The organism is Flavobacterium sp. FlaQc-47, assembly GCF_044006475.1.
Lineage (GTDB): Bacteria > Bacteroidota > Bacteroidia > Flavobacteriales > Flavobacteriaceae > Flavobacterium.
Genome location: NZ_JBIPCQ010000005.1, coordinates 69,724 through 86,085, shown reverse-complemented (window position 1 = coordinate 86,085; position 16,362 = coordinate 69,724). Strand labels below are relative to the sequence as shown.

Here is a 16,362-nt window from a genome sequence, read left to right as displayed (position 1 = left end):
CTTATTATTTCTTTCTACGTTCTACGATATACTTGTTACTCGGGTTTTTCTTAGAACGAGTTCTATAACCTTTTGCTGGTATTCCATTTCTTGAACGTGGATGTCCACCAGAAGAACGTCCTTCTCCACCACCCATTGGGTGATCAACAGGGTTCATTGCAACAGGTCTTGTTCTAGGTCTTCTTCCTAACCATCTTGTTCTACCAGCTTTTCCTGATACAACTAATTGGTGATCTGAATTAGAAACAGCTCCAATTGTAGCCGAACAAGTTAACAAGATCAACCTTGTTTCACCAGATGGCATTTTAATTGTAGCATATTTTCCATCTCTTGCCATTAACTGAGCAAATGTACCAGCCGAACGAGCGATTACCGCCCCTTGACCTGGACGCAACTCAATACAAGAGATTACAGTTCCTAAAGGAATTCTGCTTAAAGGCAATGTATTACCAATTTCAGGTTGAGATTCAGGACCAGAAACTAATTTCTGACCAACTTTCAATCCGTTTTGAGCAATAACATATGTTTTCTCTCCATCAGCATAAGCTAATAAAGCGATAAATGCAGTACGATTTGGATCATATTCGATTGATTTCACTGTAGCTGGAATTCCTTCTTTTGTACGTTTGAAATCAATAATACGATATCTCTGCTTGTGACCACCACCCGTATAACGCATGGTCATCTTTCCTTGACTATTTCTACCTCCAGAGTTTTTTATCGGCGCTATCAAAGAGCGTTCCGGCTTATCAGTTGTAATGGCGTCATAACCATTCACAACTCTAAATCGCTGACCTGGGGTAATAGGTTTTAATTTTCTTACTGACATTTTTCTATCTTAGATATTGTTGTAAAAATCAATTGTTTCTCCTTCTTGTACTTGAACAATCGCTTTCTTAATTGCATTTGTCTTTCCACTGATCAAACCACTTTTAGTGTATTTAGTAGTTCTATCCGGTCTTACGTTCATCGTGTTAACCGAAACAATAGTTACTCCATAAGCAGCTTCAATAGCTTTCTTAATTTGAACTTTGTTTGCTTTTTTGTCAACAACGAATCCGAAGCGGTTTAAAACTTCACTTTCTTTGGTTACTTTTTCTGTTACTATAGGTCTAATTATGATACTCATATTCCTATTATTTGCTTAAATTTTCTTCGATTAACTCCAAAGAACCTTCTAAAAGCACTAAATTATTAGTGTTTAAAATAGCATAAGTACTTAATTCAGAGCTACTTACAACGCTAGAGGCCTTTAAATTGCGTGACGACAAATATACATTTTTATTTGACTCTCCCAACACAAATAGAGATTTTTTATTTTCTAACCCTAAAGCTTTCAAAACGTTAATGAAATTTTTAGTGTTTGGAGTTTCAAATTTAAAGTCTTCAAGAACGATAATATTTGACTCTTTTGCTTTGATTGAGAAAGCTGATTTTCTCGCCAATCTTTTCAAGCTTTTATTCAATTTAAATGAATAACTTCTTGGTCTTGGCCCAAAAATTGTTCCACCACCTTTAAACAATGGATTTTTGATACTTCCCGCACGAGCAGTACCTGTTCCTTTTTGTTTTTTAATCTTACGTGTACTTCCTGTCACTTCAGCTCTTTCTTTAGCTTTATGAGTTCCTTGTCTTTGATTAGCAAGATATTGCTTAACATCAAGGTATACAGCGTGATTATTTGGTTCAATTGCGAATACTGAATCAGAAAGTTGAACTTTTCTTCCAGTATCTTTTCCGTTGAAATCTAATACTTTTACTTCCATTACTTCTGAATGATTACATAAGAGTTTTTATGTCCAGGAATACATCCTTTAATAACAAGCAGGTTCTTTTCAGCAACTACTTTTAAAACTCTAAGGTTTTGAACTTTTACATTGTCTCCTCCCATTCTTCCAGCCATACGCATTCCTTTGAATACTCTAGATGGATACGAAGAAGCTCCTACAGAACCTGGCGCTCTTAAACGGTTGTGTTGACCGTGAGTCGCCTGTCCAACACCACCAAATCCGTGACGCTTAACAACCCCTTGAAAACCTTTACCTTTAGACACACCTTGTACATCCACAAATTCTCCTTCAGCAAAAATAGAAACATCAATAAGATCTCCTAATTTTTGTTCAGTTGCAAAATCTTGAAATTCAACGACTTTTTTCTTAGCAACAGTTCCAGCTTTTTGAAAGTGACCTAAAGCCGCTTTAGTGGAATGTTTCTCGTTTTTGTCATCGAAACCAAGTTGCAACGCTTCGTACCCGTCAACACCTTTGGTTCTGACTTGGGTAACAACACACGGCCCAGCCTCAATTACTGTACAAGGAATGTTTTTCCCGTTTTCATCGAAAATACTAGTCATGCCGATTTTTTTACCAATTAACCCAGACATAAATATTAATTATTAATTACTAAAATTCCCTTCAATTTGAAAATAACATAAATTTCCAAACAGGGAGTGCAAAAGTATACATTAAAATTGAATATACCAAACAGTTAGAAAAATTAAATAGCTCATAATCAAAATCAAAGAATACATCTTACCATTACCAATATGATAATTCCTCAAAAAAATATTTTCAAACATTTTAACTCACACCAACAACTACCTTAACATTTACTTAATCTCAAAAAGAAAAAAACTTCCGCAACCCCTTAAACAAAAGAGATTTCACTAAAAATAAAAAAAAATTAACCACAACAAACATCTCAAAAAAAATCACTCATCGAAACTTTTAACCACAAAAAAAAGCGAGACATTTCTGTCTCGCTTTTTATATATAAAATATAATAAAAAATTATACTTTTATTTCTACTTCAACTCCACTTGGCAATTCAAGCTTCATTAAAGCATCAATAGTTTTAGATGAAGATGAATAAATATCAATCAATCTCTTGTATGACATTACTTCAAATTGCTCTCTCGCTTTTTTGTTAACGTGCGGAGAACGTAATACAGTGAAAAGTTTTTTGTGAGTTGGTAACGGAATTGGACCTGTTACAACTGCTCCAGTAGTTTTTACTGTTTTTACGATCTTTTCAGCAGACTTATCTACCAACATGTGATCGTAAGATTTTAGTTTTATTCTGATTTTTTGACTCATTTTCTTAAGAATTAAGCGTTACCTTTTGCTTTTTTAATTACAGCTTCTGAAATATTAGAAGGTGTTTCTGCATAGTGAGAAAACTCCATTGTTGAAGTAGCTCTACCAGAAGACAATGTTCTTAATGTTGTTACATATCCAAACATTTCTGATAAAGGCACATCAGCTTTAATAGTTTTAGCACCGTTTCTATCACCCATGTCATTAACCTGACCTCTACGACGGTTGATATCACCTACGATATCTCCCATGTTTTCTTCAGGAGTAATAACCTCCATTTTCATGATTGGCTCAAGAACAATTGCTCCAGCAGCTTTCGCTACTTCTCTATAACCCATTCTAGCTGCTAACTCAAAAGAAAGAGCATCAGAATCGACAGGGTGGAAAGATCCATCTGTCAAAGTTACTTTCAAACTATCCACTTGATAACCAGCCAAAGGACCAGTTTTCATAGCTTCACGGAAACCTTTTTCTACAGAAGGGATATATTCCTTAGGAACGTTACCACCTTTTACTGCATTAATAAACTGTAATCCTTTTGGAACTTTACCATCAACTTCATCAGCAGGCTCAAGTGTAAATACGATATCACCGAATTTACCACGACCTCCAGATTGTTTCTTGTAAGTTTCTCTATGTGTTGCAGTTTTTGTAAACGCTTCTTTATATTCAACTTGAGGTTCACCTTGGTTAACTTCAACTTTAAATTCACGTTTCATACGATCAACTAAGATATCCAAGTGAAGCTCACCCATACCTGAGATAATAGTTTGCCCTGAAGCTTCATCTGTTCTAACAGTAAATGTTGGATCCTCTTCAGCTAATTTAGCCAAAGCCATACCCATTTTATCAACGTCAGCTTTAGTTTTAGGCTCAATTGCAATACCAATTACCGGCGCAGGGAATTTCATAGACTCAAGAATGATTGGGTGTTTTTCATCACACAATGTATCTCCAGTTTTAATATCTTTAAATCCAACAGCAGCTCCAATATCTCCAGCTTCAATATAATCGATTGGATTTTGTTTGTTAGCATGCATTTGGTAAATACGAGAAATTCTTTCTTTATTTCCTGAACGAGTGTTCAAAACATAAGAACCAGCATCTAGACGACCAGAGTAAGCACGGAAGAAAGCTAAACGACCTACGAATGGGTCAGTAGCAATTTTAAATGCTAAAGCAGCGAACGGCTCTTTCACATCTGGTTTACGCAAGATTTTAGTTTGATCTTCTTCCAATAATTCAGCATCATCAGGATCAATTCCCCAGATACCTTCTTTATCCATAGGAGACGGCAAGTATTTACACACTGCATCTAACATGAATTGAACCCCTTTATTTTTAAAAGAAGAACCAGCAATCATTGGAATGATAGCCATATCCATAGTAGCAGCTCTAAGAGCTACATTGATTTCTTCCTCAGTAATTGAGCTTTCATCTTCCATGAATTTTTCCAATAGATTTTCATCATAATCAGCTACTGCCTCAATAAGAATTGATCTATATTCTTTTACTTCAGCTAACATATCCTCAGGAATAGGCACAATATCAAAAGTCGCCCCTTGAGTAGCATCATGCCAGATGATAGCTTGATTTTTTACTAAATCGACAACACCTCTGAAATCATTTTCTTCACCAATTGGCAAAGTGATCGCAACAGCATTTGATTTTAACATATCACGAACTTGTTGACAAACTGCCAAAAAGTTAGATCCTTGACGGTCCATTTTATTTACGAATCCCATACGTGGAACTCTATATTGATCTGCAAGTCTCCAGTTAGTTTCTGATTGCGGCTCAACACCATCAACAGCACTAAACAAGAAAACTAAACCATCAAGCACACGTAAAGAACGATTTACCTCTACAGTAAAATCAACGTGTCCAGGAGTATCAATAATATTAAAGTGGTACGGCAAAGATTCAGGCAAAATTTTACCTTGCTCAGTTGGAAAATTCCACTCACAAGTTGTTGCAGCTGAAGTAATTGTAATACCTCTTTCTTGTTCTTGAGCCATCCAGTCCATTGTTGCAGCACCATCGTGCACTTCACCAATTTTATGTGACTTTCCAGTATAAAAAAGAATACGCTCTGTTGTTGTTGTTTTACCAGCATCAATGTGAGCAGCAATTCCAATATTTCTTGTATATTTTAAATCTCTAGCCATTTCTTACGAATTAAAATCTAAAGTGAGAGAAAGCTTTATTCGCTTCTGCCATCTTGTGAGTATCCATTCTTTTCTTAACCGCAGCACCTTCTTCTTTAGCAGCAGCTAAACATTCTGATGCCAAACGTTGTGCCATAGATTTTTCATTTCTTCTTCTAGAATAAAGTATCAACCACTTCATTGCCATAGAAATTTTTCTGTCTGGTCTAATTTGCATTGGAATTTGAAATGTAGCTCCACCTACTCTACGACTACGTACTTCTACGTGAGGCATAACGTTTGTTAAAGCATCTTTCCAAATTTCTAATGAAGATTTTTCTGAATCTTGCTTTTTAGACTCAATGATGTCAATTGCATCATAAAATACTTTGAAAGCTGTAGATTTCTTACCATCCCACATTAAGTTGTTCACAAAACGTGTTACCAATTGGTCGTTAAACCTTGGATCTGGTAAAAGTGGTCTTTTCTTTGCCGCTCTTTTTCTCATGTCTTTTTTTTAATAAAAAGTTATAGGTTATCCGTTAAATGTTGTGTTATCTTTTTTCAGCTTATGCATCAAAACTTCAAACCCTCAACTCCTAACCTCCAACTCTTAACGTTTTAAATTACTTTTTTGCTTCTTTTGGGCGTTTAGCACCGTACTTAGATCTTCTTTGCGTTCTTCCTGCAACTCCTGACGTGTCAAGCGCTCCACGAACGATATGATATCTAACACCTGGTAAATCTTTTACCCTTCCGCCTCTAACTAATACTATCGAGTGCTCTTGTAAATTGTGTCCTTCTCCAGGGATGTAAGCATTCACTTCATTACCATTTGTCAAACGTACACGCGCTACTTTACGCATTGCAGAGTTTGGTTTTTTTGGTGTAGTAGTGTAAACACGCGTACAAACCCCTCTTCTTTGAGGACAAGAATCTAAAGCAACCGATTTACTCTTCTTAGTTATCTGAGTTCTTCCTGTTCTTACTAATTGTTGAATTGTTGGCATAATTAATACTAAAAATTTATTATGTATATTAAATTCCCGCTTTTTACGGGGTTGCAAATGTATAAAATATTTTTCAGTTTGCAAACGTTAATCTATTAATTTTCAATAACATTATTTAAACTTATGTTTTTACAAACAAACAATTGATATTTGCAATACTTTTAGAAACCAAAAAATTAGTTTTGAAAAACCTTATCTACATCTATTTTTTATTTTTCGGAATCTCTGTCTATGGTCAAAATTTTTATCTAAAAATAAATAGCTCCAGCGATGCTGATAACCACATAATTGACTCCGTAAATTACTCTACAAAACATTTAAACATAAAATCATTATTTGCAGAGATAAAAAAAACAACAGACAACCTCTCTAAAAAAGGTTTTTTAGACAATAAAATAATAGCCACAAATAAAATTAACGACAGTACTTACATCAGTATAATTGAACTACAAAAACAAATAAAAACGATACATATATATATAGGTAGAAATAATGCTTTTTTTACTCCTGCTAAAACAAAAAACGATACTTTAATTTTGCAATACAACGCAATTGAAAACTATCTCAATCAAAAGATAATTGATGCCCAAAAACTTGGCTTTGCCCTTAGTAAAATTAAACTTGAAAACATCCGAAGAAAGAATTTAATAATTTATGCTGACTTAACTTTTAAATCCGAAAAAAAACGCAACGTAAATTCCATTATTCTCAGCCAGGAAAATCATAACAATAAAAATTACTTCCCTAAAGGACACCTAAAACAACTCAACAAAAAATATTTAAATAAAACCTTTAATCAAGAAATAGTACAAGAACTTTATAACGACATTAACAGCTTTGAATTTGTTACGCAAACAAAATATCCGCAAATATTATTCACAAGTGATTCAACAAAAATTTACACTTACATAGAAAAAAGGAAAGCCAATACATTTGATGGTTATATTGGATTTTCAAATGATGAAAACAAAAAAACAACATTAAACGGATATCTCGACATAAATCTACTAAACACACTTCATGCTGGTGAGCAATTTTCGCTATATTGGAAAAGCGATGGAAACCAACAGAAAACTTTTAACTCAAAAATTGAAATTCCATATATATTTCAATCATCACTGGGATTGAAAGCACAACTAAACATTTTTAAACAAGACAGCACATTTCAAAACACTAAGACATCAATTGATCTTGGATACTATTTAAATTATAATTCAAAAATATACCTAGGTTATCAATCAACAGAATCCAGCGACATTCAAAATACAAACAACTCAATCATTAGTGATTATAAAAATGCTTACTTCACTTCATCGTTTGATTATAAAAAAACAGATTACAATAATACTTTGTTACCCAAAAAAGCATTTATAAATTTAGTCGCCGGCTATGGTAAAAGAAACACAAACAACGATTCAGAAACAGTAGCCGCAAGTCCACAAATTTATATAAATACTAATATTTCGTATAATGTTGAATTAAACCCAAAAAATTACATCTATCTAAATTCACAAAGTTTTTACTTAAAAAGCAAAAATTATATAACGAACGAACTATATAGATTTGGTGGTGTAAATTCAATAAGGGGATTCTCAGAAAATAGTCTTCAGGCTAACTTCACAACAATGATTCTTACCGAATATAGATTTATAGTTTCTAAGAATCTTTACATAAATTCAATTATAGATTATGGAATATATCAGGACCTGACAAACGTAGAAAACACACATAAAATAAAAAATTTGACAGGAATTGGAATCGGGACAACCATACAAACTGCGAACGGCTTATTAAGAATTAATCTCACCAATGGCGGGGCAAGGCTTCAGGAAATTCAATTATTTAACACTATCGTTAACATATGTTATAATGTTAAATTTTAACCCCTATTAAAAATTCGTTAATGTAACGTTAGGATTATTAACAAATTATTATGAATATTGCATCACTAATTCAAAATAATTGAGAAAATGAAACCAAAGTTCAATGGATTTTTAGTGCTTTTATTAGTGCTATTCGCGCAATTAACCTTTGCGCAAGAAAGAGCTGTCTCGGGTACCGTTACCGACGATGCAGGAATGCCATTACCTGGCGTAAGTGTATTAATCAAGGGAACAAAAACCGGAACACAAACAGATTTTGATGGTAAATATTCCATCAAAGCAACTACAAGCCAAGTTTTAGTTTTTAGTTACATCGGAATGAAATCGCAAGAAGTAACAGCGAGCTCATCTCAAATTAACACTAAATTATCCGGAGATGCACAACAACTTGAAGGGGTTGTAGTAACTACAGCGATGGGGATTAAAAGAGAAAAAAAATCATTAGGATACGCTTCTCAACAAATTGCAGGAAAAGATATTAATGGAGGAGCAGGAAATGCTAACGTTGCCAACCTTTTATCCGGTAAAGCTGCAGGGGTAGAAGTTCAAAGAAATAATAACTTTGGAGGATCTACAAATGTTGTAATTAGAGGAAATAAGTCACTTACAGGAAACAATCAGGCTCTTTGGGTAATTGATGGTGTGCCAATTGACAACTCAAATTCAAATGCATCATCTCAACAAGTTGGTAGTGGAGGTTATGATTACGGAAACAATGCATCAGATATCAACCAGGAAGACATTGAAAGCATCAACATTCTTAAAGGAGCTGCTGCAACAGCACTTTACGGATCAAGAGCTGCAAATGGTGTTGTAATGGTAACTACAAAAAAAGGAAAATCAAATGACAACAAAATTGGTTTTTCATTTTCAAGCGGGTTTACAAATGGAAGTATTGACAAAAAGACATTCCCTGAGTATCAAAACAAATATGGTTCAGGTTACGGTTTTGGATCATCATTTTTAGGTACTGGAACACCTGATACTGTAGACACATCAAATGACGCATCTGATGGAGACGCATTCGACAATCAACCAGTTTATCAATGGGACGCTTTTACTCCATTTTCACCAAATTATGGAAAAGCTACTCCATGGGCAGCTGCTAAAAATGGTCCATCAAAATTCTTCAATGATGCGCACACATTTGTTAATAGCATATCACTTGAAAAATCAACTGACAGATCAAGCTTATCTATGTCATATGTTAACACCAATCAAACTGGTATTCTGCCAAATAGTGAATTGAAGAAAAACCAAATAAGCGCAAGATTTAGCCAAAAGGTTACTGACAAACTTACTGCTAATGCTTATGCTTCGGTTACATTGCAAAGCACAGTGGGTAGAAACTCAACTGGATACAATGACAATATCATGAGTAACTTCAGACAATGGTGGCAAACAAATACTGACGTTCGAGCTTTAAAAGATGTTTACTTTGCATCAGGCGGACAAAACGTAACTTGGAACTGGGCTGACCCAACTGACCCATCAGGTTTGGTACCTGCATATTGGGACAATCCTTATTTTACTCGTTATCAAAATTATTCTTCAGATGACAGAACACGTTTATTTAGTTATGCATCTCTTAACTATGACATCACTCCTTGGTTAAGTGCATTAGGAAGAGTATCATTAGATACTTACAAACAACTTCAAGAAGAAAGAAGAGCAATTGGTTCTATTGCTTCAGGATTTGGTTTATCTCCTGTTGATGAATCATCAGGTTACCAAAGAAATGACATCAACTTTCAAGAGATCAATTATGATTTCATGTTGAATTTCAACAAAAAATTTGGCGATAACATAAGCGTAAATGGAGTTATTGGAACGAACATAAGAAGAAATGACAGAGAAAGTGTACTAGCATCAACTGTTGGTGGATTAGTAGTACCTGGAATATATGCTCTATCAAATTCCCGTTTAGATTTACCATTTCCAAAAGAAGCAAAAATATCTTCAGGTGTTAACGGTATATATGCTCAAGGTTCTATCGGATTCTTAGATACTTACTTCGTAGACGCATCTGTAAGAAGAGACGTTTCTTCTACATTACCAGACAACAACAATTCATATGTTTACCCTGCAGTTTCAGGATCTTTCTTATTCTCAAATCTTGTAAAAGCAAACTGGTTGAACCTTGGGAAATTCAGAGTAAATTATGCTGAAGTTGGAAATGACGCAGATGCTTTACAATTGAATAACACCTACACAAGAGTTTCAAACTTTCAAGGACAACCTCTTTATACAAACTCATTATTACTTCCATTTCGTAGTATTAACAAAGATCCAAACCTTAAGCCAGAAAGAACAAAATCATTCGAAGTTGGTTTAGAAACAAGTTTACTTGACAGAAGATTAGGATTTGACATTACTTACTACAAAACAAATTCAGTTGATCAAATCGTTTCAGCAGCTGTTTCATCTGCATCTGGTTACACTGCCGGAGTAGTTAACGGTGGAAATATTGAAAACACTGGTTTAGAACTACAACTAAGCGGAACTCCAATTAAAACAAAAGATTTTAGCTGGGAAATTATCGTAAACTGGTCTAATAACAGAAGTAAAGTTCTTTCTTTACCAAATGGACTCGACAATCTACAATTAGGAGCTTTCCAAGGTGGTGTTACCGTTAATGCTGCCCCAGGCGAAGCTTATGGAGCATTGAAAGGAACAGACTATATATATACAAATGGTCAGCCAACTATCGATCAGACTACAGGAAAGTATTTAATATCAACAAGCTCAAGCAACACTATAGGAAACATAACTCCGGATTGGATTGGTGGTGTTAGAAATAAATTTAGCTATAAAAATTTAACATTTGGATTTTTAATTGACACTCAAAAAGGCGGGGATATTTATTCTTTAGATATGTACTATGGTCTTGCATCAGGACTATACAAAGAAACTGCAGTAGGCGACATTAGAGAAAATGGAACATTAAACGCTGGAGTGGCGCCAGACGGAACTCCTAACACCGTGAAAACAAAGGGAGGATCAATCGCAAATAGCTTAGGTTATCAAGCTGCACCAAACAAAACGTTTATTTATGATGCCTCTTTTGTAAAATTAAGAGAAGTATCTATTACTTATAACTTTCCTAAAAACATGTTTGAAAATACATTCTTAAGCTCTGCTTCAGCCAGTCTTGTAGGATCAAATCTATGGATAATCAGTAAAAATCTACCTTATGCAGATCCAGAAAGCGGATTATCTTCAGGAAATAGCTCTAGAGGTTATTCAGTTGGATCATTGCCAACAACCAGAGATATTGGATTTAACTTAACATTCAAATTTTAATACAGAAAAAATGAAAAAATTAATATATGCTTTAGGAATTATGATCCTCACAATTTCATGTGATGATAATAGCCTAACAGACTTAAATGTAGATGTAAAAAACCCTTCTGTAGTACCAGCAAGCACATTATTCACTAATGCAGAAAAAGGATTAACAGAACAACTTGTTAATACCAATGTAAACAAGAATATCTTTAGATTAGTCAACCAACAATGGACAGAGACTACTTATCTAGATGAATCTACCTATAACTGGGTAACTCGTAAAATTTCTGACAATCACTGGGACAGACTGTATGCTGGAAGCTTAGCCGAACTTGCTCAAGCAAAAGATTTCATAAATAACGAGGTAATCATTTCGACAGATCCTGAGTTTGCGCAAAAAACCATTATCAAAAAAAACCAATTAATACTTATTGATATTTTATCGGTTTACACTTATCAAATATTAGTTGATACTTATGGTGATGTACCATATTCAGAAGCCTTGAAAGGATCAGGAAATTATCTTCCTAAATATGACAAAGCAGTTGATATTTACAAAGATCTTCTTGTACGTTTAAATGCCAGCATAGCTAATATAGATACTTCACAGCCTGCATTTGGAGATGCCGATGTAATTTACCAAGATGATTTAGACGCGTGGGTTAAATTTGCCAATAGCATCAAATTAAAATTAGGAGTAAACCTTAAAGCTTCCGGTTTAGAATCTGCAATTGCAGATGCAGCAATCATTTCTGGTTCGGCAGGTGCATTTACATCTAATGCAGACAATGCTAAATTACCATACATGATAAATCTTCCTAATACTAATCCGCTTTATGTAGATATGGTATTCTCAGGAAGAAATGATTTTGTTGTTGCAAAACCATTTGTTGACGCTTTAGTTACACTAAATGACCCAAGAAAAACTGCCTATTTCAGACCAACTTACAAGGACACTAATGCAGATGGCGATTTAGTTACAATTACAGGTTACAAAGGAGGAATAGTTGGATCTAAAAACAGCCAATCAAGATTTACACATGCAAGCGACAAAATAAAAGCTCCAGACTTTAGCGGTACTTTATTAGACTATGCCGAAGTAGAATTTTTACGTGCCGAAGCTGCAGGAAGAGGAGTCACTGTAAGCGGAGATATCGCTACACATTATGAAGCAGCAATTAGAGCATCTATGGAGGATTGGGGAATTGCAGAAGCAGAAGCTGACGCTTATTTACTTCAACCTACAGTAGCTTATGCAACTGCAACAGGAACCTGGCAACAAAAAGTTGGAGAACAAGCATGGTATGCCTTATTCAACAGAGGTTTTGAAGGATGGACATCTACAAGAAGATTAAACTTCCCAGTTCTTACACCGCCGACTAATGCTGATGCAGCTGCAGGAGGTCAAGTTCCATCAAGAATGGCTTACCCTATTAGAGAACAAACATTAAATGCCACAAATTATAATGCTGCTGCAACCTCAATTGGAGGAGACAAATTAAGCACTAAAATATTTTGGGATAAATAACAATCCTCTAACATAATTTAACACAAAACCACTCCTTTTAAAGAGTGGTTTTTTTGTTTAAAGTTAAAAAAAACTAAAAAACGATCGCTAATAAGCAAAATTTAACAATTCTAAAAATTATAATATTTTCATTATTATCAAATTTGAATTAAAAAAATAAGAATATATTATTTAAATCTGTTTTTTAACGATAAAAGAACAATTAATAACCGTAAAATCATAATTTAACTAAAAAAAAAGCTTTTTATATTAGGTAGATTAACAAATTATTAAGAATTTTGTCGAACTAATTCAAAATATTTAAAAATGAAACTAAAGTTCAATGGATTCTTAGTACTTTTATTAGTACTAGTTGCGCAACTTACTTTCGCGCAAGAAAGAGCTGTTACCGGAACAGTTTCTGACAATACAGGAATGCCTTTACCGGGTGTTGGTGTATTAGTTAAAGGAACTAAAACAGGAACGCAAACAGACTTTGATGGTAAATTTTCTATCAAAGCATCTTCAAGCCAAGTTTTGGTATTTAGCTACATCGGAATGAAAACTCAGGAAGTAGCTGCAAGTTCAACTTCAATTAACGTAAAACTATCTGATGATTCAGTAGAACTTGAAAGCGTTGTTGTAACCGCTTTGGGAATTAAAAAAGAGAAGAAAGCATTAGGATATGCCACTTCACAAGTTAAAGGTGATGACCTACAAAGATCTCACGAACCTAACGTGATTGAAGGTCTTGCTGGAAAAGCAGCTGGAATTCAAGTTACCGGATCATCAGGAACTCCTGGTGCTTCAAGTAAAATCCTTATTAGAGGTCAAAAATCTGTAACTCTTTCAAGTCAGCCGCTAATAGTTTTAGACGGACAGATCATTGACAACTCAATAAACAATAATGCAGGTTCAGGTACAAATATTGCTGGTGTAGATGACTCTAACAGAGCTGTTGACATCAACCCTGATGATATCGAAAGCGTATCTATACTAAAAGGGGGAGCTGCAGCAGCACTTTATGGGGAAAATGCACGAAATGGTGTAATACTTTATACTAGTAAAAAAGGAAAAAAAAGAAAAGGAATTGGTGTTGAATTTTCTAGTTCAGTCTCAGTTGACCAGGTAAGCATGCTTCCAAATATCCAACTTAAATATGCAGCAGGTACTGACGGAGCAACTTACATTCCACCTGCTGAATATGGTGGAGATGGATTCCCAACAAGCCAAGGAACTATCCAAAGCTGGGGACCAGAAATTTCAAGTGTTCCTGGACTTAAAGCATACGACAATCCAAAGAATTTTTTCCAAAATGGAATTACTACGACTCAAAATATTGCTCTTTCTGGCGGTAATGAAACGGCTACATTTAGACTTGGTTTTGGTCACACTGATCAAACAGGAATGGTTCCAAATACATCTTTAAAAAGATCTAATGTTAGTTTGAATGCACAATATAACATAACAGACAAATTAAAAGCTGGAGCTGACTTCAAATACTCTAATACAGGAGGAGTAAGAGCTCAAAAAGGAAGTAACGTAGCAGGAATCATGCTTTCTCTTTACAGAACACCTGCAAGTTATGATTTAAGAGATTATCAAACGGCACAAGGAACTAATAAAAATTATTATTTCGCTTATGACAACCCATACTACACTGTATACAATAACCCATATACTGATGAGACTAATCGTAGTATATTTAATGGACATATTACATACAATCAAAGCAAAGAATTTAATGTTTTATTAAGAGCAGGTGTTGATACTTATACTACGCACGCACAACAAAATTATTCTTACAGTAGTAATGGTAACTCAAATGCAGATGGAACTGGTCAAGTAATATTAGATACTTACAATGCTAGTTTATACAATATCGATTTGATTTTTAATGGCGATATTACCCTTATTGAAGACAAACTATCTTTAAGCTATAATGCAGGAGGATCTATCAATTCAAAATTCTCAAATGACATGTATACTGTAGGATCAGTAATGTTATTACCAAACCAGTACAACTTAAGTAACTTTACCAACTTTACTCCTCAGAATTATGACATGTCGCAAATAAAAAGAGGTCTTTATGGACAAGTTGAATTTGCTGCATTAGATCAATTTTATTTGACTCTTACAGGAAGAAATGACTGGAGCAGTACTTTACCAACTAAAAATAATTCTTATTTTTATCCAGCTGTAAGTGCTTCATGGTTATTTAACAAAACACTTAATCTTCCTGAATGGATTACTTTAGGTAAATTAAGAGGTGCATTTGCTGAGACTTATGCTTCGCCGACTCCTTACAACGTTCAAACTACGTACACAACTCCTTATTATTTTGACACATTTGGACCGCAATTGTACGCCCCTTATGGAGGTGTTGGAGCTTTTGGATACACAACAACACTTAAAGATCCTAATTTAAAACCAGAACATAACAAAGAATATGAAGTCGGTTTAGAATTAGAAATGTTTAGAAGATTGCGCTTAAATGTAAGTGCCTATCAATCTACTAATTACGACTTATTAGTTGAAGCACCAGTTGCTCCATCTTCAGGATTTTCTAACTCATACACTAATGGTCCAACTGTACAAAACAGAGGATTAGAAGTAGAATTGGGGTACGACATTGTTAAGGGAACTGATTTCCAATGGGACATTAACATCAACTGGAGTAAAAACGTAAATAAAGTTACTGAAGTTGCAGAAAACCTAAATTACTCAGCTATTGGTAGTGATTTCTTTTCAGGCAATGTAACACCATCAATTGTAAGAGGTCAGCCTCTTGGAATTATGGTAGGGACAGCATGGCAAAGAAATGACGCCGGTCAGTTAATTATTGGATCAAATGGAATACCATTAGTTCAAAGCGAAAGTCAAATCATTGGTAACCCAAATCCAGACTGGTTGGCAGGTATTAGAAATAATTTTAACTACAAAAATATATCTTTAAGCTTCCTTCTTGATGCAAGAAAAGGTGGAGACATCTGGAATGGTACACATGCAAGACTAAATAGACTTGGAGTTTCAGAAGAATCTGCTCAAGACAGAAATGCTACTTATATTATTCCTGGAGTTACTGCTTCAGGTGCTGAAAATACAGTTGCAGTATCAAATAAATTATATTACAATAATTACCTAGGAGACACTGGAGCTGCTAATGAGCAAGCAATAGAAGATGTTAACTGGTTAAGACTAAGAGATATCAGTTTAGGATATAACTTCGGGAAACTTATTACAAAAAGCGCTCCATTTATTAGAGATGCCTCATTGACATTATCAGCAAGAAACTTATTTATAATTACAAATTACAACGGAGTAGATCCGGAAAACTCTCTTGCAGGATCAGGCTCTAACACTAATGGATTTGATTATTTTAATAGTCCTGGTTCAAAAAGCTACGCTTTAACATTAAAACTTAATTTTTAA

12 protein-coding genes are annotated in these 16,362 nt (G+C 34.5%); 4 read left to right on the top strand and 8 right to left on the bottom strand.

What is annotated here, in order from left to right; genetic code table 11:
• Positions 1 to 4: 4 nt before the first annotated feature.
• From rplB to rpsL, 8 genes are all read right to left on the bottom strand, one after another.
• Positions 5 to 829 (bottom strand): 50S ribosomal protein L2, encoded by an 825-nt coding sequence (rplB, locus tag ACHRVX_RS16760; protein ID WP_059114053.1) that lies wholly within the window; start codon positions 827 to 829, stop codon positions 5 to 7.
• A 9-nt stretch (positions 830 to 838) separates the two neighbouring features.
• Entirely contained in the window at positions 839 to 1,129 is a 291-nt protein-coding gene (gene rplW, locus ACHRVX_RS16755) for a 50S ribosomal protein L23 (protein WP_007803621.1), read from the bottom strand.
• Positions 1,130 to 1,136: 7 nt separating this feature from the next.
• On the bottom strand, positions 1,137 to 1,766 hold the full coding sequence (gene rplD, locus ACHRVX_RS16750; RefSeq protein WP_395334246.1) for a 50S ribosomal protein L4: 630 nt from the start codon (positions 1,764 to 1,766) through the stop codon (positions 1,137 to 1,139).
• A complete protein-coding gene (gene rplC, locus ACHRVX_RS16745; RefSeq protein WP_213300757.1) occupies positions 1,766 to 2,383 on the bottom strand; it encodes a 50S ribosomal protein L3 in 618 nt (205 codons plus the stop codon). The genes rplD and rplC overlap by 1 nt, the downstream gene beginning before the upstream one ends.
• A gap of 406 nt (positions 2,384 to 2,789) precedes the next feature.
• Positions 2,790 to 3,095, bottom strand: coding sequence for a 30S ribosomal protein S10 (gene rpsJ, locus ACHRVX_RS16740; RefSeq protein WP_007803605.1), 306 nt, complete (start codon positions 3,093 to 3,095; stop codon positions 2,790 to 2,792).
• 11 nt (positions 3,096 to 3,106) lie between these two features.
• Positions 3,107 to 5,263, bottom strand: coding sequence for an elongation factor G (fusA, locus tag ACHRVX_RS16735; RefSeq protein WP_395334243.1), 2,157 nt, complete (start codon positions 5,261 to 5,263; stop codon positions 3,107 to 3,109).
• A gap of 10 nt (positions 5,264 to 5,273) precedes the next feature.
• On the bottom strand, positions 5,274 to 5,750 hold the full coding sequence (gene rpsG / locus ACHRVX_RS16730; RefSeq protein ID WP_007803600.1) for a 30S ribosomal protein S7: 477 nt from the start codon (positions 5,748 to 5,750) through the stop codon (positions 5,274 to 5,276).
• Between the two features lie 118 nt (positions 5,751 to 5,868).
• The gene (gene rpsL / locus ACHRVX_RS16725) at positions 5,869 to 6,252 is read right to left on the bottom strand and encodes a 30S ribosomal protein S12 (RefSeq protein ID WP_007136570.1); all 384 of its coding nucleotides are present in this window, start codon (positions 6,250 to 6,252) and stop codon (positions 5,869 to 5,871) included.
• A 182-nt stretch (positions 6,253 to 6,434) separates the two neighbouring features.
• Here rpsL and ACHRVX_RS16720 point away from each other — a divergent pair, with 182 nt between their 5' ends.
• The 4 genes from ACHRVX_RS16720 to ACHRVX_RS16705 all read left to right on the top strand — a co-directional run bounded on the left by ACHRVX_RS16720 (position 6,435) and on the right by ACHRVX_RS16705 (position 16,362).
• Positions 6,435 to 8,135: a hypothetical protein gene (locus tag ACHRVX_RS16720; RefSeq protein ID WP_395334240.1), complete on the top strand. Its 1,701-nt coding sequence runs from the start codon at positions 6,435 to 6,437 to the stop codon at positions 8,133 to 8,135.
• A gap of 87 nt (positions 8,136 to 8,222) precedes the next feature.
• Positions 8,223 to 11,438 carry a SusC/RagA family TonB-linked outer membrane protein gene (locus ACHRVX_RS16715; protein WP_395334238.1) on the top strand — a complete coding sequence of 1,072 codons (3,216 nt, stop codon included), beginning with the start codon at positions 8,223 to 8,225 and terminating at the stop codon, positions 11,436 to 11,438.
• Positions 11,439 to 11,448: 10 nt separating this feature from the next.
• Positions 11,449 to 12,951 carry a SusD/RagB family nutrient-binding outer membrane lipoprotein gene (locus ACHRVX_RS16710; protein ID WP_395334236.1) on the top strand — a complete coding sequence of 501 codons (1,503 nt, stop codon included), beginning with the start codon at positions 11,449 to 11,451 and terminating at the stop codon, positions 12,949 to 12,951.
• A 306-nt stretch (positions 12,952 to 13,257) separates the two neighbouring features.
• Positions 13,258 to 16,362 (top strand): SusC/RagA family TonB-linked outer membrane protein, encoded by a 3,105-nt coding sequence (locus ACHRVX_RS16705; RefSeq protein ID WP_395334234.1) that lies wholly within the window; start codon positions 13,258 to 13,260, stop codon positions 16,360 to 16,362.